The 19,041-nt window shown below is 57.7% G+C and carries 16 protein-coding genes and 1 pseudogene; 6 read left to right on the top strand and 11 right to left on the bottom strand.

The window, feature by feature from the left end; genetic code table 11:
• Positions 1-211: 211 nt before the first annotated feature.
• The gene (locus BIND_RS18695) at positions 212-754 is read right to left on the bottom strand and encodes a CreA family protein (protein ID WP_012386576.1); all 543 of its coding nucleotides are present in this window, start codon (positions 752-754) and stop codon (positions 212-214) included.
• 222 nt (positions 755-976) lie between these two features.
• Here BIND_RS18695 and BIND_RS18690 point away from each other — a divergent pair, with 222 nt between their 5' ends.
• Positions 977-2,278 carry a DUF2865 domain-containing protein gene (locus tag BIND_RS18690; protein ID WP_012386575.1) on the top strand — a complete coding sequence of 434 codons (1,302 nt, stop codon included), beginning with the start codon at positions 977-979 and terminating at the stop codon, positions 2,276-2,278.
• Here the strand turns inward: BIND_RS18690 and gltX are convergent.
• Positions 2,241-3,593 (bottom strand): glutamate--tRNA ligase, encoded by a 1,353-nt coding sequence (gene gltX, locus BIND_RS18685; protein WP_012386574.1) that lies wholly within the window; start codon positions 3,591-3,593, stop codon positions 2,241-2,243. The genes BIND_RS18690 and gltX overlap by 38 nt on opposite strands.
• Before the next feature lie 351 nt (positions 3,594-3,944).
• Between gltX and BIND_RS18675 the strand changes: the two are divergent.
• Both BIND_RS18675 and BIND_RS18670 read left to right on the top strand, forming a co-directional pair.
• Positions 3,945-5,107, top strand: a pseudogene (locus BIND_RS18675) (ceramide glucosyltransferase).
• A 68-nt stretch (positions 5,108-5,175) separates the two neighbouring features.
• Positions 5,176-6,165, top strand: coding sequence for a cation diffusion facilitator family transporter (locus BIND_RS18670; RefSeq protein WP_012386572.1), 990 nt, complete (start codon positions 5,176-5,178; stop codon positions 6,163-6,165).
• Positions 6,166-6,169: 4 nt separating this feature from the next.
• Here BIND_RS18670 and BIND_RS18665 read toward each other — a convergent pair whose 3' ends face one another.
• From BIND_RS18665 to BIND_RS18650, 4 genes are all read right to left on the bottom strand, one after another.
• Positions 6,170-6,652 (bottom strand): ABC-type transport auxiliary lipoprotein family protein, encoded by a 483-nt coding sequence (locus BIND_RS18665; RefSeq protein WP_244395923.1) that lies wholly within the window; start codon positions 6,650-6,652, stop codon positions 6,170-6,172.
• A gap of 268 nt (positions 6,653-6,920) precedes the next feature.
• Positions 6,921-8,084, bottom strand: a complete 1,164-nt coding sequence (locus BIND_RS18660; protein ID WP_244395922.1) for an MlaD family protein — start codon at positions 8,082-8,084, stop codon at positions 6,921-6,923.
• 72 nt (positions 8,085-8,156) lie between these two features.
• Positions 8,157-8,882, bottom strand: coding sequence for an ABC transporter ATP-binding protein (locus tag BIND_RS18655; protein ID WP_193345346.1), 726 nt, complete (start codon positions 8,880-8,882; stop codon positions 8,157-8,159).
• 71 nt (positions 8,883-8,953) lie between these two features.
• Entirely contained in the window at positions 8,954-10,087 is a 1,134-nt protein-coding gene (locus tag BIND_RS18650) for an ABC transporter permease (protein ID WP_012386568.1), read from the bottom strand.
• A 577-nt stretch (positions 10,088-10,664) separates the two neighbouring features.
• Here BIND_RS18650 and BIND_RS21715 point away from each other — a divergent pair.
• Positions 10,665-10,820 carry a hypothetical protein gene (locus tag BIND_RS21715; RefSeq protein ID WP_158304406.1) on the top strand — a complete coding sequence of 52 codons (156 nt, stop codon included), beginning with the start codon at positions 10,665-10,667 and terminating at the stop codon, positions 10,818-10,820.
• 85 nt (positions 10,821-10,905) lie between these two features.
• Here BIND_RS21715 and BIND_RS18645 read toward each other — a convergent pair whose 3' ends face one another.
• Positions 10,906-11,475 carry a GcrA family cell cycle regulator gene (locus BIND_RS18645; protein ID WP_012386567.1) on the bottom strand — a complete coding sequence of 190 codons (570 nt, stop codon included), beginning with the start codon at positions 11,473-11,475 and terminating at the stop codon, positions 10,906-10,908.
• Positions 11,476-12,448: 973 nt separating this feature from the next.
• Positions 12,449-13,183, bottom strand: coding sequence for a hypothetical protein (locus BIND_RS18640; protein WP_041779057.1), 735 nt, complete (start codon positions 13,181-13,183; stop codon positions 12,449-12,451).
• 321 nt (positions 13,184-13,504) lie between these two features.
• Between BIND_RS18640 and BIND_RS18635 the strand changes: the two genes are divergently transcribed.
• Positions 13,505-13,813, top strand: a complete 309-nt coding sequence (locus BIND_RS18635) for a hypothetical protein (RefSeq protein ID WP_012386565.1) — start codon at positions 13,505-13,507, stop codon at positions 13,811-13,813.
• A gap of 95 nt (positions 13,814-13,908) precedes the next feature.
• Here the strand turns inward: BIND_RS18635 and BIND_RS18630 are convergent, their stop codons facing one another.
• Positions 13,909-14,958 (bottom strand): NADP(H)-dependent aldo-keto reductase, encoded by a 1,050-nt coding sequence (locus tag BIND_RS18630; RefSeq protein WP_012386564.1) that lies wholly within the window; start codon positions 14,956-14,958, stop codon positions 13,909-13,911.
• 96 nt (positions 14,959-15,054) lie between these two features.
• Complete coding sequence (locus tag BIND_RS18625; RefSeq protein ID WP_012386563.1) at positions 15,055-16,146, bottom strand: CobW family GTP-binding protein; 1,092 nt, start codon at positions 16,144-16,146, stop codon at positions 15,055-15,057.
• 322 nt (positions 16,147-16,468) lie between these two features.
• Between BIND_RS18625 and BIND_RS18620 the strand changes: the two genes are divergently transcribed.
• Entirely contained in the window at positions 16,469-17,098 is a 630-nt protein-coding gene (locus BIND_RS18620) for an SCO family protein (RefSeq protein ID WP_012386562.1), read from the top strand.
• Positions 17,099-17,169: 71 nt separating this feature from the next.
• On the opposite strand, the gene BIND_RS18615 is transcribed toward BIND_RS18620, so the two are convergent.
• Entirely contained in the window at positions 17,170-18,627 is a 1,458-nt protein-coding gene (locus tag BIND_RS18615; RefSeq protein ID WP_041779055.1) for a porin family protein, read from the bottom strand.
• Positions 18,628-19,041 lie beyond the last annotated feature (414 nt).

Raw genomic sequence — 19,041 nt, 5'->3', positions numbered from 1 at the left:
ATTCTCAATGTCTGGGCAAGGGCCTCGTAAGCCGCGAAACCCTGCATTCAGGAAACCCTGAGAAGCACCCTTAGGGTGGGCCAGCGACAGGACCGTTGAAGAAGCGCGTTTATAGGCGGGATGACGAGGCGCGTCAAGGATGGTTCCCGAAACGATTTCAAAGAAGATTGTGCTCCCATATGGTTTCGGCCAATGGGGGTTTCTAATGGCCTTATCCCTTGATCCAATCGCCGCAATGGGAGGCAGGGGTGCTACCCCAGGGCATGACAGGCACCGTCGATGTCGCGTTTTTCGGCGAGCCCTCGACCAGTTTGTCGCTATAGACCATATAGACCAGGACATTCCGCTTCACGTCGCAACCACGCACGATCTGCATCCGCTTGAAGAGAAGGGAGCGCCGCTCGCGCAGGACAACATCGCCCTGCTCGAATTTCTCCTTGAAGGAAATAGGCCCATATTGCTCGCAGGAGAGCGAAATGTCGGAGGTTTCCTCCGCCACGCCGATCGCTCCCGCCAAGCCACCGCGCTCCGGTACGGTATAATGGCAGGCAACGCCTTGGACGATGGGATCATCAATCCCATAAGTGGCGAGTTTGTCGTTGGGCGTCAGCAGTTTGAAGACGGTTGATTTGCGGAAGATGAGATCGGGTCCATCGTCGGCCCGCGCCGCGCCGGCCAGTGGCGCCAAGGACAAGAGGAAGAAAGCCACGCATTGGCGCGCGCAAGATCCCATCGTTAAAAACCCGCTGTTCAAGGAATGCCCCCTTGATTGTTTCCAAACACATCAAATTGACCAAAAAGGAGGGCTTTTGGAGGGTAAGGCTCGCAATTTTGAAACCATGCCGGATAGATCCAAAAAGGGCATCCCCTTTGGGATAGGGCGCTCCACCATACAGCAATTCACGCGCGAGGGCGCTCATGTTTGCGCCATGAAGCCGTGACAAATCGACAAGCTGGCAAGGAGCCGCCTATATAGATGTCGCCACTCCTCCCCGGCCAGATGGCCGATGGCCGCCCGGCCGAAGCGCATGAAAGATTCGCGATGCACCGCTGCCTTCCTGCTCTGTTTCGCTTGGATTCAAAAGCGGTGTGCCAGCGCGGCACAAAGATCATGCGTCTCAGGAAGGCTGGTTTGATCGCTTATGGCCTCGTGCTGACGGCGAGCCTGACGATTGGCTCCACGCCTTCTGCCGCCCAACCCGTCGATTGTAATCGCTTGCAGGCGCAGATCGCTGCAAGCGATAGCCACAGAGCACAAAATCCCTATGCCGCAGCCCTGCAGAAGCAGCGTAGTGAATATGACCACCTGACTCATTCCGCGCGTTCACTTGGCTGCGATCGCCAGCAATTCGCGTTTTTCGGCGCGCCGCAACCGCCGCAATGCCCCGGCATCAATGCAAGGCTCGAACAATTGCAGGCCAGCATGAGCCAGATGCAAGCGGCCGCGAGCCAGGCTCCCGAAAATTCCGCCAAGGCCAATCTCGTCCAAGCCTATAATTACTATTGCCGTGGTGGCCAGCCGCGCGAGCGAGGTTTCTTCGAAACCTTGTTCGGCATCAATCCGGAACCGCCGCCGCCGGTCCCCCAAGCGCCAGTCGAGGCGCAACGGCCTCAAATCGAGGAGCAAACCGGTCCCAAACGGGGCGCACAGGCGGTTTGCGTGCGCACATGCGATGGCGGTTTCTTCCCGACCAATCTCTCCCTGCGCCATGATGATGACGGCGAAGGGCTGCTTGAAGTCTGCCAGGCCCTTTGCCCGAATGTCGAGGTGGGCGTCTATACGCGCTCGCCGTCCAAAGATATTTCGACCGCTGTCGCGCTCGACGGCACGCCCTATACGGACCTGCCCAATGCGTCGAAATATCAAAAAACCTTCGATCCCGCCTGCACCTGCAAACCGCCTGGAAAATCCTGGGCCGAGACGCTCGCCGACGCGGACCGCGTGATCGGCCGCGAGCATCGGGGCGATATTCTCGTCACGCCTGAAAAATCGGAGGAACTCTCGCAACCCAAAATGGCGCAACCGAAGGGCGATCCGCGCCAGAAAGCCGCCGCGCAATCGGCGCGGACGCCATCATCGATCACAGAGGACGACCCTTCCGTCCAGGAAGCGATCACCGGGGCGCATGTGCCAACGGCCGGCACTGATTCCGCGGGCATCGGCGCCAAGGATCTCGCCAAGACGCAGAGCTATGGCCAGAACCAGGGCGCGACCGAGGAAGCCGCCGGACCCGATGGGGTCAAGCGACATGTCCGGATAGTCGGGCCGTTGCTTTGAGGCGGCCGATCAAGGGCAGGAGGGCGGCGAGTTCCGGCCCGGTCTCGCGGCCGGTGAGCGCCAGCCGCAAGGGATGGAACAGGGCCTTGCCCTTGCGCCCGGTCTGATCCTTGAGGCGGCCGGTCCAAGAACTCCAGGCCTTTTCGTCCCAGGGCTCCTCCGGCAAATTGTTTTTCGCGAGATCGAGAAAGGCCGTATCTTCGGTGACCGGTGGAATCTCGCCCTCGACGACGCGCCACCAGTCGATGCAATCGAGGAACACCGTCAGATTGCCGCGCACCGCCTCCCAGAAGGCCTTGGCCTTGTAGCCGGTGATGTCATGCGCCGCGAGCCGATCGCGTACCGTCTCGAAATCCAACTGATGCAGGGTGCGGGCGGAGAGATTCGCCAGTTCGGCGGGGTCGAAACGCGCCTGTGTGCGTGACAGGCTCGCCAGATCAAAACCTGCGACCAGTTCATCGAGTGATTTCACGGGATGCACAGCGACCGAGGAGCCGGTCAGCACCGCAGCCGCCGCGACGGCAAGCGATTCGAAACCCTGGTCCCGCAGTGAGCCGATCGATAGGGAGCCGGTCCGTTTCGAAAACCCTTCGCCCGAGGCGGAACTCAACAGGTTATGATGCCCGAAGACGGGAACATGCCCGTGGCCGGCAAGCGCCTCGAAAAGCTGGATCTGCACCGCCGTATTGGTAACGTGATCCTCGCCACGAATGACATGGGTGATCTTGCAGTCGATATCGTCCACGACCGAGGGCAGCGTATAGAGATAGCTGCCATCCTCACGCAGCAGAATGGGATCGGACAGCGAGGCGGCATCGATATGGCTCTCGCCGCGGATCAGGTCATCCCAGCGCGCAATGCCTGGATCAAGCTTGAAGCGCCAATGCGGGCGGCGCCCTTCCGCTTCGAGTTTCGCGCGATCGGCTTCGCTCAGCGCCAAGGCGGCGCGATCATAGATCGGCGGCAGGCCGCGCGCCTGCTGGCGCTTGCGCTTGCGATCGAGTTCCTCGGCGGTTTCATAGCAAGGATAAAGACGGCCCTTTGACCGTAAAACCTCCGCTGCCTCACGATAAAGCGCAAAACGCTGCGACTGCCGGAGGGTCCTGTCGGGGGTGATTCCGAGCCAGGCGAGATCGACCTCAATCGACGCCGCATATTCCTCCTTCGAACGTTCGAGATCAGTGTCATCGAAGCGTAGGATGAATTCGCCATGGTATTTGCGCGCGAAAAGGAAATTCAGCAGGGCGGGCCGCGCATTACCGATGTGGATTCGTCCGGTGGGGGAAGGCGCGAAGCGAACGATTGGATGAGACATGGCTTTCTCTGAACAATGGCTGGGCCGGCCGGAAAGACAAAAGTGCGGCTCCAGTCCATGCAAGGATGTCGTGCGAGGTTTGAATCTTTTCAACGCCGCGCCGCGGCTTGGGGAGGGCCCACTTGAGGACAATGGGCTCGATAGAGGCTCATTATGCGCCCTCGGTGCCCCGGAGTTCAAGCAGGTGGACCCCATGGCGATGGACTGTCTTAAGCTACCCCTTGAACAAAGGATCAAGGGGCAAGGGACCAAAACCCCAAGGGGGAACGACCGAAACGCAGAGCACAGGGAGATCCAGGCGTGACGCATATTGCCCTTGCGGCGGGGTTGTTCTGCCTCGCTTTGACCGTGATGAATCTCATCAGCCTTTCATCGCCCTGATTCGTATCCGTCCGCCGCAGAGCCCCATGCCCGCGCCACCGCGTGGGCCGGGTGTGAGCCTCATCCGCCCAGTCTGCGGTCTTGAGACCTTTTCGCAGGAAACCCTGGCCTCGAGCTTTCGCCTCACCTATCCAACCTATGAATTGATCTTCTGCGTCGCGCGGGCGGGAGATCCGGTCGTCAAACTGGTCGAACGGCTCATCGCGGCCCATCCCCATGTGCCGGCACGGCTCGTGATCGGCGACGAAAAGGTCTGCGAAAACCCCAAATTAAACAATTGCGTCCGGGGCTGCGACTCGGCTCAATTCGACTGGATCATTCTCGCTGATTCCAATGTCTTGATGCCGCAGGACTATATCCAGCAATTGCTGGCCGCCTGGCGGCAAAAATCCGGACTCGTCTGTTCCATGCCGCTCGGCTCGCGCCCCCATAATGTCTGGGCGGAATTCGAATGCGCCTTCCTCAATACCTATGAGGCCCGCTGGCAATTCACGGGCGAGGCCCTCGGAGCCGGCTTCGCGCAAGGCAAGACCATGCTCTGGCGGCGCGACATTCTGGAGGCCGGCGGCGGCATCCGCGCCTTGGGCCGTGAAATCGCCGAAGATGCCGCCGGCACGAAGCTCGTGCGGGCGCAGGGCCGCAAGATCCACCTCGTCGACGCCCCCTTCGAGCAGCCGCTCGGGCTGCGTTCGCTCCGCGACGTCTGGAACCGGCAGGTCCGCTGGGCCAGGATGCGGCGCAAAACCTTTCCTCTTTATTTTCTCCCTGAAGTCTTTTCCGGCGGTGCCTTGCCTTTGGCCTTCGGCCTTCTAGCGGCGGTGCTCGGCGATTATAATGTGCCGGCCGTCATGGCCGCCCTGTTTCTCCTCTGGTATGGGCCGGAAAGTCTGCTCGCCCTGCACAAGCACTGGCCTTTCACCTGGCGTTCCCCCTTTTTGTTCCTGCTGCGCGATTTCTCCCTGCCAGCCATCTATGCCCTCGCCTGGTGCGGCGATCGTTTCGTCTGGCACGGCAATGCCATGGATATGCGCGCGCAACATGCGGTTCCAAACGGATCGGGCCTTCAGGAGAGGGCCGACTGTTGCCAGGAGAATGCCGCCGATTTCGTTGAATCAACCTCCCACTCGTCATAGAACCAGACTGTAAAACAGTTTTCGTCTGAGGGACGAGGAGAAGGCGATGCGGATGCGTGGGATGGGTGATGTCTGATCGTCAAGGGCCGCCGCACGCGCATCACACGATTTCACAAGCGTCCTCCACCCCGCTTCATGACCATGATGCCCATGATCATGGTCATGAACACCATATGCATGCAGTTACTGATTATGGCCGGCGTTTCATCATCGGCATCGGCCTCAATATTTTGATCGTGGTCCTGGAAGTCCTGTTCGGTTTCCTTGGCAATTCGGTCGCCCTCATCGCCGATGCCGGGCATAATCTGTCCGATGTGTTGAGTCTCGTCATGGCCTATGCCGCCCATCGGCTCGCCAAGCGTCCACCCTCCGCGCGCTACACTTATGGACTGCATGGTTTCTCGATTCTCGCGGCTTTGTTCAATGCCGTGGCGCTGCTCCTCGTGAGCGGCGCCTTGAGCTGGGAATCGCTTCGGCGCCTGTTCACGCCGGAACCCGTCACGGCTTCCCTCATGATGGGCATGGCCCTGGCTGGCATGATCATCAATGCGTTGACAGCGGCGCTTTTCATTTCGGGTAGCAAAGAGGATTTGAATATCAGGGGCGCTTTCCTGCACATGGCCTCCGACGCGCTGATTTCGGCGGGCGTGCTCATTGGTGGATTGCTGATTGCCCTCACCGGCCTTCTCTGGCTCGATCCAGCCATCAGCCTCCTCATCAATGCGGTGATTATTCTCGGCACATGGTCCCTGCTCCGCGAGAGCCTCGCCATGTCCTTGAATGCGGTTCCCTCCGGCATCGAGACCGAGACGGTGCGCGCTTATCTGCTCTCCCTACCCGGCGTCCAAGGGCTACATGATCTGCATATCTGGCCGGTTTCAACCAGCGAGACCGCCTTAACCGCGCATGTCCTCATGCCCGGGGGACATCCTGGCGATGAATTTTTGATGCGGACCAGCGCCGAATTGCGCGATCATTATCGCATCGGCCACGTGACTTTGCAGATCGAGAGCGATGGGGCAACTCTGTGTGCCCTCGCGCCCGATCATGTCGTTTGATGCATCAGATCAGCGGTGCGGCCCAGACGACGATCTGCTGCATCACCTGACTGAGCGCCTGATCGAGCGCCGCCGTAGCGCTCGCGCCATCATCATGCACCGCAGGCGCTTTGGCGGAAAACACCCGGCCATGAACGATCTTGCCGGTGGCGTTGACGAGTTGCGCGGCAATGACGACCACCGCCTGGTTTTGCCCGACGGCAAGTTCGAATCGGCGGATTTCGGTCGAAAGCGTGTAATTGGCGGCCATGCCCGGGCGGCCGACCTCGCGCAGGAGATGCGCGTTTTCAAAGGTTTCGATCAGCCGTGTCTGGACGAGGCTCGGCAGGCGGTCCGCCCATTGCGCACCACGCAGAAAGGCAACGGAATCATCTTGGACCCGGACGACGATGCGCTGCGAGTCGATCGGCACGTCCGCGACCGGTTCCGCAATCGCCAATTGCCCTCGCTGCGCCCGCACGCTGAAGGGACCCGCTGAGGGACTCAAATCAAAAGTCGGAGGCGGGCCCGAGGCGCACCCGGCCAAGGTCACAGACAGGCCAAGCAAGAGTCCAGGCCATGAGCCTCGGCTCAAAAGAAGGGAAGCCGGTTCTGACTTCATCCCCACTACACTCCACGGGAGCAATCGACTCCCTTGTCCCATGACCTTGAGGAAAGGCTAAGGGAACTCTTCGTTACGCATCTGTTAGAGGCTTAGGCGTATCAGCCGGGCCGCGCAACCCTCTCATGGCGCGAAGGCCTGACGGCTCTTCGCCTCACCGTGAGCTCGTATATTCGGGTATCGAGGATTTCTTCCCAAACAGGAATTGCTGGGGATTGTTCTCGATCGAGCGGACCGCCTGGCTAATCGTGTCGAGCGTCTTGCGACCATCGACCGCCAGGGCTTCATATTGGCGAAGGCCGGAGCCAGCAAAACGGTTGATATTATCGGCCGCGCGGCGCACCGCCTTTGCCGCCGAGGCGACTTCGGAGAAGGAGCCCTTGATATCGTTCAGGGCGTTCTTGGACTCACCGCTGCCGAGGAAGCTTTCAAGGCTCGCCATCACGCCCTCGATCTTATTGCCGGCCGCATCGAGTTTCCCCGAGAAGGAATCGGCATGTTCGAGGATCGATTTGACGCGGTCCGGCTCGATGGACTTGACGACTTTATCCGTATCGGTGGCAAGGGTCTCGAGCTTGCCAGTCAACGGCTTGATGGTCCGGCCAATATCGGCCATGGAGCCCATGAAATCCTTGATCCCATCGGAATTGGCAGCAAGCGCGTCGCTGAATTTCTCGGCATTCTTGATGGTCTTGCCAAGCGAGGCCGAGTTGGAATCGACGAGCCCATTGGCCCTGTCGAGGAATTCCGAGGCCTGAGTGGCAATCCGCCGCGCGCTTTCGAGCAGATCCTGGAAATCCGAGCGATCGGCACGGATCACGCTCGGACCGCCATCCGCTGCGGCGGGCAATGGCGGGGCGTCAGAACTGCCACCCGTCAGGGCAAGCGCGGCAATGCCGGTGAGATTGGTGAATTCCAGCCGCGCCTTGGTATCGGAGCGCAACGGTACCCGCGCATCGATCACCACATCGGCCTGGACCCGCGAAGGGTCATCCGGGGCAAGATCGATATGCGTCACCTCACCGACCTTGACGCCGTTGAAGAGGACCGCCCCGCCGCGCGAAAGACCGGAGATGGATCCATTGAAAAGGACGCGCAAGGGCACCTGATGCGCCGGCCGGTTGCTGCCGGAGAACCAAAGGATGAAGAGAAAGATCGAGACGATAACGGCCAGGGTAAAGCCGCCAATCAGGGCATAATTGGCTCGCGTTTCCATGTCATTAATCCCGTAAAAACCCGAACGCCAAAACGCGGCGAGATCGGTCTGCCGTCCCGGCAAGGCTGGCGCGGCTCCCTGGATAGGGCAAACCGCATGCATGAGTCCAGGGCCGAACGGCCCGGGGCAAGGCGAGGAAAACCAGGGGAAAGCCCACGGCTGGGAGAGGATGCGTCACCGCACGGCCTCCGCCAGAGTGGCATCACCCAGCAATTGCCGCGCCCTTTTACCGTGGAAATAGGCGCGCAGCCAAGGATGGGGCGAGGCGAGCATGGTGGGCAGGGGACCAGCGGCAATCACCTTGCCATCGGCCAAAGCGGCAATGCGATCGCAGATCGCATAGAGGCTGTCGAGATCATGCGTCACCATGAAGACGGTGAGCCCCAAGGTTTTCTGCAAAGTCGCGATCAAATCGTCGAACTCCGCCGCGCCGATCGGATCGAGCCCGGAGGTCGGCTCGTCGAGAAAAACGAGTTCGGGATCGAGCGCCAAGGCGCGGGCGAGTGCCGCACGCTTGATCATACCGCCAGAAAGTTCGGAAGGATATTTTTCGGCCGCATCGCGCGGCAGACCGACGAGTTCGATCTTAAGCAGAGCCAATTCGTCCATGAGGCGTGGCGAAAGGGTCAGATGCTCGCGCATCGGCACTTGCACGTTCTGTTTCACCGTAAGGCCGGAAAAGAGAGCGCCCTGCTGGAACATGACGCCGATGCGCCGCTCAATCAGGGCCCGCGCCTTGACACTAATCCGGTCGATGTCCGAACCGAACATTTCGATACGGCCGCTCCGTTTCCTGACAAGGCCAAGAATGGTCCGGGTCAGGACCGACTTGCCCGTGCCGGAGCCACCGACAAAACCCAAAACCTCGCCTTTATAGACGTCGAGATCGAGGCCTTTCATCACGAGTTTGTCGCCAAAACCCACGACCAAATCGCGGACGCGGATGATGACTTCCCTGTCGAGCGCCTCACTCAATAGTTGATCCCCGCGAAGAACATGGCGAATAATCCATCGAGCACGATGACCATGAAGATCGATTTAACGACCGAGGTGGTCACCTGACGACCAAGCGATTCCGCTGAGCCCTCGACCGCGAAACCTTCGACCGCCGCGATGAGCCCAATGACCAAAGCCATGAATGGAGCCTTAATAAGGCCGGTATAAAAAGTGTGCAGGCTGATCGCATCATGCAGGCGATTAAGGAAGGCGACCGGCTGAATGCCGCCATAGGAATAGGAGACGAGCAGACCGCCCGCCAAGGCCGCCATATCCGCGATAAAGGTCAGGAGAGGCAGGCTGATGACCAAGGCCAGCAGGCGCGGCACGATGAGGACTTCGATCGGGCGCAGGCCCATCACGGTCAGAGCATCGATCTCCTCGCGCATCTTCATCGAGCCGATTTCGGCGGTGATCGCCGAGCCCGAGCGGCCAGCGATCATGATCGAGGTCAGAAGAACGCCGAGTTCCCGCAGCGTCAGAATTCCAAGCAGATCCACGGCAAATGTCGAGGCGCCGAAGCGGCGCAATTGAAACAGGCCCTGCTGCGCAACGATGCAGCCAACCAGAAAATTGATCAAAGTGATGATCGGCACGCTGCGCAAGCCGATGGTCTCGATTTGATAAACGAGGGAAATGCCCCGAAAATGCTGGCGTTGGACGAAACTCTGCGCCAGCGAGGCAATGGCCTCCCCAAGAAAGCTCATGCCACGAAGGGTTTCCCGGCCGGCCTCGACAACCGTCTTGCCCGTTTCCACCAGCGGCGCGACAAAAAAGGAAGCGTTTTGACGCTTGGGCTCTGGAAAAGTCCGGAAATGGGCTTCCTGGAACAGAATGCCATATTCCGGCCGCACATGATCGAGCTCGGTCGAAACGCCCCGCTCGGAAAGATTCCGGCGGGTCCGGTCGATCAACCAGGCGCCAGCCGTATCGAGGCGCTCGACACCGGCGAGATTAAAAACCGCCTTGCGCGCCTTACCCAGCGCTTTGAGAAGATCGGCGGCGGCGCTTTCAAGGCCTTTCGACCACTCAAGCGTCCAATGTCCGGCAAGACTGAAATGCATCGCATCACCGAGCATCTCGCTTGAAAAACTAGGGTTTTGCGGCATGGCCCGATCCCGATCCTGCTCGCGGAATGACCTCGATCTCGTTCGTGGAAGCAAAATCGAGGCACCACCATCAAATCCACAGTGGAAGCCACTCTTGGATAAATTTGACGCGTTTACAAAACGTTAGAGTCGGCCCGGTTGAGCGAGACAGACTCGGGTGCTTTCCAGCGAAGCGAATTCATTCGCGTCGAGAAGAATGCTCTTTCAAAGGCAGCTTCCCCCCACGGATCAATAGATCGTGAAAGGATACGAGCCAGATCTCGACCTGAGCAAATTCGTCGGCATTTGATTAGAATCTATTTCCTATGAGGGAAAGCCCGAAAATCGACGGGCCATTTATCTCGAGCTCTGCCTTTCCTTGACGTGCATTGAAAAGTCTCACAACCTCTCCTTGTGCGGAACTGTTGTCTCCAGCTCAGAGCGCTTCCTGGCAAATAAGGCACGCCGTGCTTTTGGGCGCTTAAATGCCGGCCCCCTTTTTCTTGCGATCGACGATCCACCGACCATGAAGACCGCGTGCCGATGAAGACCGCGGGGCAAGCAAACGCCATCCGCCAGAGACCGATCATGCCCAAGGATGGCAGCAGGTGTCGGAAAAATTTTTTCGACCACCGCACGTCTCGGATACGGTGGAGATTTCGCTGAATTAGGATCGATATCGATGATCATGACCATGTTCACGCCGATCGCTGAAGAGGTCTTGAGAACACATGAACAACAACAGGGCGCGTGATTGCGAATGACAATCACGCGCCCTGTTTTTGACAAACACCGAATGAATGAAAAAACCACGCTTTGCGTGGAGAAACCGACTGCGATCAGGCTGACTTTTGCTGCATTTTCGCTATGCGACGGCGATCTTGCTGCGGCTGATAGGCAATGCGCGAATGATAAGTGCAATAGGGGCCGGTTCCCGGTGCCTTATGAGCGCCGCAGAAACGAAAGTCCGGCTGGGTCGGATCACCGATCGGCCAACGGCAGGTGGATTCCCGCAATTCGAGAATAGTCACACGTTCCGAGAGAGGAACGACGACATCCATTTTCGGAAGTGGTTCTGGAACCGGCGCCTGCGCTTCCACAGGAGCGTCCTCTATTGCGACCGCAAGGACGGTATTACCCACGACCATAGGCATGACCGGTGCCGCACAGGCTTCGATCTTTTGTGTACTATGCTGCGTTTCTTGCGCGATTTCCGGCTCCTGCACGGGCTCCTCATCTTCCGCCGTGGCGGCACCCTTGGTCCGTCCCGACAAACCGAGCCGATGCACTTTTCCGATCACGGCATTGCGCGTGAGCCCATCGGCCAGTTCGGCAGCGATCTGACTGGCGCTCAACCCTTCGAGCCAGAGCTTACGGAGAAGCTCGACCCGTTCATCGGTCCAAGACATCAAAGTCTCCTTGGATACAACTTAATTCCAAACGAACCAGCCGGAAAAGCAACCGGCTGTGCGAGGGGGCAAGATTTTTTCAGGCCACAATTTTTCAGTGCCACAAGGGGCGAACAAGGCCACGTCGCCAGAGCACCGTGATCTTGCAAAAGCGTCTCTTCATGTTCGAAACAAGCCGACGCTCGTTGTTGGCAATGCATTAAACATCAAGAAAAAATAAATCTATTGTACCAACTTCCGTTGGCCCAAACCTGCTTACGAAAATCCGCTGCCTCAGTGCCGAGGACCCGACCCGAGACAGCCGTCATACATGTTTCAACTTTTGCATATAGCTTCGACTTTTTTGACATGAACCCTTTGTCACAAAGACTTCCCCCTTCAAGGGACGGACGGCCACAGATGTGATCGCCACGCTTTGTGACAAGACGTCCATGATGAGATGCGAACGCATCTCGCCGTTGATGGTTGCAGACACAGGCCACGAGCAACGCGTTTCCTGATGTCCTATAGTAAAAAATCCTCCCATGCTTCTTTGAATATGATCATTCGGACGGATTTATTTCACGATCAAACCCTTTGATCTTGGATTTATTCCCTATGCAGCCCTTGGCTCCGATGCTTGAGAGGGGCCATGATTATCCTTCTCGCACCCCGCTCGGCCAGCTTCCAAGCCAGTCCACAAAATTCTGGAATAAGCCCCTTTAATGCCCATGCGATGAGCCATCAAGGCGAAAGATCAAGATATTCCCGTCGGTTATGACGAATATGATCTTTCAAATAATCTCTGACTATCCGCACGCTACACTAGCCGCCGAATCTCCCGCAAGGGTCCTTGGACATTCAAAGTTCTTTTCAACAGGAGGCTTGCATAAAGGTCTCACCTGCTTCGTCTATCGCCCATTCTACGCCTGTCAGCATTGCGCGGAACTGACGCGGCCACGCAAAAATTCATGGTGAAATTCGTGGCGAAAATTCATGACTTGCGCTCGGCAATCGCCGCGAGCTGCTTGCGATATTCGGGCTCGATATCCTGATCGATCGCGCTGGCGCTGGCCAGGAGGAGAGCCGCGATGAAGGGTTGATCATCCCGAGGATCGGCGAGTGCCCCCTCGATGGCTGGTACGCTGACCCTCGGACGCACCAGATTGAACCGTTGCTGCTCGATAGCGCGGCTCCATTGAGCACGCAACCAGACTGCCACGAGCGGCGTGAGTTCATGCACGAAATTCGAGGAACGCAGCCGCTGCAACAGCCTGAGGCCGATATTCCAGATATCGCGCGTATCGATCGCCTTGCCCTCGTAAAGGGTCTTCAAAAATTGCCCAACAGCATCGTCGAGCGTCACGATCGGATCGATCACCTGGATGCAATGAGCGACCGCGGAAGATCCCGGATAAAGCGGACCAAACCGTCTCGACATCTGGGCATGGAGCGCGTCGAGCCCGGGCTTGTCACCCGCCAGCGCCGCCGCAATGCAATAGGCCATGACAGTGTCATCGGCCGTGTTGCGCAGGGATTCCTCCCTGAGATCGGCTTCGGAGAGGGTCGGAATAGGCCCCTTGCCGAGACCGAGCTTATGCAGCTCCGGCAAGACTTTCAGATAGGCCGTCGCCTCGAGCCAGCCAAGAAGAGCTTGGACGAAAGCCGTCGCGTCATGCTGGGTAATCGCCGCATCGATGCGGGCTTTTCTTTGCAGAATTTCTGACATGGTGGTCGCAATATGCCGGGACAGGATTGGAGAACGTCGGATGGGATCACATCTGAACGTCTGATGCTCATCTTTCTGAAGATGCATCAGATTGGTCCCTAAGTGGGAGCCACTTTTGGGTCCGATGCTCTGGTTCGGCAATCTCTCAAGGAAAAATCATACCGTTTCAGTTGAAAAGACCCCTCGCCACAATTTTGTCAATCTCTCTTGTCGATCCCTTCATCAATCGTCCAACCCAGCCCACCCCGCAGCGGGGTTGAGCCCGGCGCCAACCTTTGCCATTATCGCTTCCATCTCGACATTTCCTCGCAAGGGTTCTCGATGATGGATGATCCCGCCACCAAGCCGATAGCCATCGGCATCCCCTGGTACACGCGCGCGGCCTATCCAGATATTCTGGAAATCATGGTCGATAGCGCGACCTTTCCGCGCGATTTCGACGAATGGCGACAGAAGGCCGAGGCCACGGAAATGCGCGTGGAAAGCGAGGGCACCGCGGCCGTCCGGGCCATGATCGATCCTGAGGAATTTCCGCATTGGTGCCATACCCATGGCTTGCGCATGGATGGCGAGGCGCGCGGTAAATTCGCGAGCCTGACGGCTTTCAACGCTGTCAAGAGCGCGCATTAAAGCCTCATCCCGAATGGGGATGTTTCGGGACAAGGCTATAAGAAAAAGAGGTCACTCGTAACACGAGCCTCGACCGCGCTTTGAAAGAAGCAACCCTATGGGCAAGGGTTGCTGTAAATTTGATGGAGGGCGTCGATCCGCTTTTCGAGATCGGCCGCGATCTTCACATGGATCGAGGCAATATCGACCTTCAACTGCTCCATCGTCGTCGCACCGATAATATTGGATGTGACGAAGGGTCGCGATGTCACGAAGGCGAGCGCCATTTGCGCGGGATCGAGGCCGAACTCCTTGGCAAGGGCCAGATAGGCGTCGATTGCCTCGGAGGCGGCGGGCTTTTCATACCGCTGGCCACGATCAAACAAGGTCGTACGCGCCCCAGGCGGGCGGGCGCCCCCCTGATATTTGCCGGTAAGATAACCTTGCGCCAAAGGGGAATAGGCCAAAAGACCCACATTCTCGCGCAAGGCCACTTCGGCCAGGCCGATCTCGAAGGTCCGGTTTATAAGATTATAGGCGTTCTGGATCGAGACGACACGCGGTCCATGCCCCGCTTCGGAGGCTTGCACGAAACGCATCGTGCCCCAGGCCGTTTCGTTGGACAAAGCGATATGACGGACCTTGCCGGTCTTGACGAGATCGCCCAGGATTTCGACGGTTTCCTCGATCGGATTTTCGAGCGGTTCCGGCACGTCCTTGAAGGTCGTCGTCTGGCCGGCGAATAAAGCCAGGGGCCGATCAGGCCAATGCAATTGATAGACATCGATATAATCGGTTTGTAACCGCCTGAGCGAACCCTCGATCGCTGCCTCGATATTTTTGCGGTCGATGCGGGTTTTCGAGCCATCCGGGCGCAGCCAGGTGGCCTCGCCACGTCCAGAGACTTTTGAGGCGAGAATGATCTTGTCGCGATTGCCGCGCGCCTTGAACCAAGTCCCGATGATGCGCTCGGTCGAGCCTTGTGTCTCGGCCTTGGGAGGGATCGAATACATTTCCGCGGTATCGAAGAAATTGATGCCTTGTTCCACCGCATAATCCATCTGCGCGTGGCCCTCGGCCTCGGTATTCTGTTGACCCCAAGTCATGGTGCCAAGGCAAATTTCCGAAACGAACAGATCCGTTCGTCCCAATCGACGTCGTTCCATCAAACAGTCTCCGATCGCGCGGCCGGACGCCTCTCGAACGCCCCGCCACGCCTCTCAGGCATGAAAAACCATCTTATCCATAGATTAAATATCTTATCACGCTGCGCAAGCCAAAAAGCCCTGCTTGATCTCATCTCCCTTCAAGTGGCGACCAATGAAGACGATGCGGCTCACGCGCTGTTCGCCAGGCTTCCACTCACGCTGCAAGTTGCCATCGAGGATCATATGGACACCCTGGAAGACAAAGCGCTTCGGTTCGTCCTTGAACGCCAGAATACCCTTGGAACGCAGGATCGAAATCCCTTCCTTCTGGACGTAATCATTGAGCCAGGGCAGGAATTTTTCCGGATCGACATCGCCCGAGATCGTCAGCGCGACGGATTGCATCTCCTCGTCATGATAATGTTTCAGCCCTCCAGCATGTTCATGATCGTGGGCATGACCATGGTCGTGGCCGTGATGGTGATCATGTTTGTGATCATGATCATGGTGATCGTGGTGATCATGCCCATGATCGTGATCATCTTCCGCATTCAAAAAATCCGGCTCGATTTCAAGAATGCGTTCAAGATCGAAGGCATTACGGCCGATGACGGCATCGAGCGACACGGCGCACTGAACCGTCTTATGCAGCTTCGCATAAGGATTGATCGCCCGGATCCGTCCTTCGACCTCGGCCAGTTCTTCCGCGCTGACAAGATCGGTCTTGTTGAGCAAGATCACGTCGGCGAAAGCAATCTGGTTCTTGGCTTCCGGTGCATCCTTCAGCCTCTGCGATAACCATTTGGCGTCGGCAACCGTCACCACCGCGTCGAGGCGCGCGGCATTTTCCACATCGGCATCGACGAAAAAAGTCTGCGCGACCGGCGCCGGATCAGCAAGGCCAGTCGTCTCCACGATGATGGCGTCGAACTTACCACGGCGTTTCATCAGCCCTTCGATGATGCGGATCAGATCGCCGCGCACCGTGCAACAGATGCAGCCATTGTTCATCTCGAACACTTCTTCGTCGGCACCAACGACGAGATCATTGTCGATGCCGATCTCACCGAATTCATTGACGATGACGGCAAATTTCTGGCCGTGATCCTCGCTAAGGATCCGGTTCAGCAAAGTGGTCTTGCCGGCTCCGAGATAGCCGGTCAGCACGGTGACAGGAATTTTTTCAGCAGGCGTCGGGTCCGCCATGCAAGCCTCCGGAAAGGGATTGGGGGAAAGAGCAGGTGGCGCACCATATCCTACCCGAGCCGCCCAATCCATTTCCTGTTTCGTCAAGCTTACGCTCGAAAGCATCGGACCCTTGAAAGGAACCCTGTTAGACGCTCCGTCTTTCTGAAAACGCATCAGATTGGTCCCAAAAGCGGGAGCCACTTTTGGGTCTGATGCCCTAGATCTTTGAAAACACGTCAGATTGATCCAAAAAGTGGATCCTCTTTCGGGTCTAAGGCTCTAAACTTGCGCAAGGACATTTGTCTGGAACCCGCTTGAAATTTCTCGTAGGAAGCCGCCCATGGCCCCGCTCTCCAAGTCTCCTCCGCCCAGCGGTCTTCTCATCACGGCTTTCGCGGTGATCCTCGCGGTCCTCGCCGCCACAGTCTTGCTCGTTCTGCCGGGGCATGACCCTCTCGGCATTGATTCAAAAATCCGTGAGTCACAACCTGCAGGCCCTCGGATTGGTGGCCCCTTCGTGTTGGAAGCCACTGACGGCCGAACCATAAGCGACAAGGATTTGCTCGGCAGACCCTATCTTCTCTTCTTCGGTTATACGCATTGCCCGGATTTCTGCCCGACGGCACTCGCCGACATGAGTGCCGTCTTCAAGGCAATGGGTGAGAAGGCGCCGGTCACAGGGGTCTTCATCACGCTCGACCCGGAACGCGACACGCCGGCGGTCCTCCGTGACTATCTGTCGAGTTTCGATCCGCGGATCATCGGCCTGACAGGCGAGAAGGACAAGATCAACGCGGTCGCCAAGGCCTTTCGCGTCTATAGCCGGCAAATCCCCGGCCCCAATGGCGATTATACGCTCGACCATACGGGGCTCGTCTATTTGATGGACCGCCGAGGCCAGTTCATCAATGCCTTTAATCTCGGACAAGATCCGCGCGCGGCGGCGGAGGAATTAAAGAAATATTTTTGAAATCAATTCTCCAATAAAAACGGCCCCGAGGATTGAACTCCCTCGGGGCCGTTTTTCTTTGCTCTCGAGGATCAGAAGAAGAAAGTCGTGCCGATCACGAAGGCATCGCTCGAGAGGCTGCCGCCCAAAGCGTTGCGCGAGATCGTATGAATATATTCGCCCTGGATATTGACCCAATCGGTCAGCTTGTAGCGGCCAAAGCCGATCCAGGACGAGTTCGAATGGACCAAGGTGCCATTGCCAAAGCCCGGCTGGTAATCGATCCAGTTCGCGTCGAGATAGCTGGCGCCATAACTGCCGCCAACGGTAAACCGGCCATCGAACGTATAGGCGGCCTGACCGTAGAAACCGGAGGAGTTTCTCTTCTGGCCGTCGATGCTGATACCATCGTAATAAAGGCCCGTGGTGCCGAGGCCGGAACCATAATAGCCATAGCCAACGAGGCTGAGGGCACCGAGATCGAACTTCAGACCGCCGTCGACGGCACTGGTGCGGATATTGGTGCCGGGCGTGAGAAAGACAGCGTCGCCGACTTCCGTCCTGTGCTGCTGCGTGAGACCGTCAACCCAGGCCGTCAGTTTCAAGTCGGGCGTCAACTGGCCCACATATTTGAGCCGCGCCTGGAAACCGGGCTGGTCATGCGCGGTCATAGTGCCAGAAAGGCCAGTGCTGTTGAATTGCTGATAGGGCGAGAAGGCACCGATCGAGAACGTGAAGCCGTAGAATTCAGGCGAGATATAGGTGACCTGTGGAATCCAGTCGGCATAGACGTAGCCAACGCCGATACGGCCGAATGTCGTATTGTGCGGGCTGGCGGTCGCCAGCAACGAACCAGAGCCGAGCAGCGTCTGGTCAAACAAAATAGCGTCAGCGCCGAAGAGACCCAGATCGCGACCGATTTTGACCGTACCAAAATCCGGCGTGCCAATCGTGCCGAAAACCTGACGCAGATCAATGCCCGGCGTACCAAGAGCAACGGCACTGCCCGCATCATTGGCATTAAAGGTGCCCGGATGCGTATTCGTGCCGCTGGTATAGAGGCCGAGGGTAAAACCGAGATCATAACCCATTTGGTGGGTGGCCAGGCTGACGACGAGAGCGCTTGGCAGAAGACCCGCTTGAATCGAACTCGCATTATTGACGTGGCTTCCAGAAGCAGCACCAGCAATGCCGCCCGCGACAACCGCATCGCCTTGAGTTTTGAAGCCATTGGTGGCGAAGAAGCTCAGATCACCGGAGAGTTTAACATCGACCTCACCGATGCGCACGCCAATACCCTTATCGAGACGCGTGACATAGCGATCGTCGGGCACGACGATAACACCTTCCTTGGTCACGACCTTGCGGCCGGGAGGCGCGGCATATTTTTGCTGTTCTTTTTGCTGCACCTCCGCCGCGTGACGGGCTTTCAGCTTGTGAAATTCGCCCTTAGTCAGCACGCCCTTGGCACGAAGCTGTTCAAGCAGTTCGTCGGTGACGTCTGCGAACGCCGGAGCGCTGGACAAGGTCGCGGCAACCAGACCGGCCAAGAAGACTGAGCGTTTATGATCCCGCCGTGAAGACGAAAAACAATCACGAAACATATTGTATATCCCCCCTCCCGTCTCAATCAGGGTCATCGGTAAAGGGCAGGCCATGCCTCTACTGAACACAGACTCTGATCAAGCTATTCTCCTGCTATAGTCAGCAAGTTCCTCGCCTTGTCGAGCCGGGGAGCGGAGATTTTCTTAGAATTGAAGCAAACGTGACAAAATTAGCACAAGCTCAGCCAAAGAGCCTGGAAGTGGAACCTTTTGGGAATCACCTTATAACTTACCAAAGACAGAGAGCCTCGAAAGTCTGCGGCGCGGACTTTCGAGGCTCTCAATTATACTTTAATGATTTAATAATCGCTTAGGCTATCCATCATCAAGAATGCCCTCGCGCGCTGGGACACTTTTCTT

Origin of the sequence: Beijerinckia indica subsp. indica ATCC 9039 (genome assembly GCF_000019845.1) — a bacterium.
Classification (GTDB): domain Bacteria; phylum Pseudomonadota; class Alphaproteobacteria; order Rhizobiales; family Beijerinckiaceae; genus Beijerinckia; species Beijerinckia indica.
The sequence above is the reverse complement of the archived record's forward strand: the minus strand, read 5'-3'. Positions and strand labels throughout refer to the sequence as shown.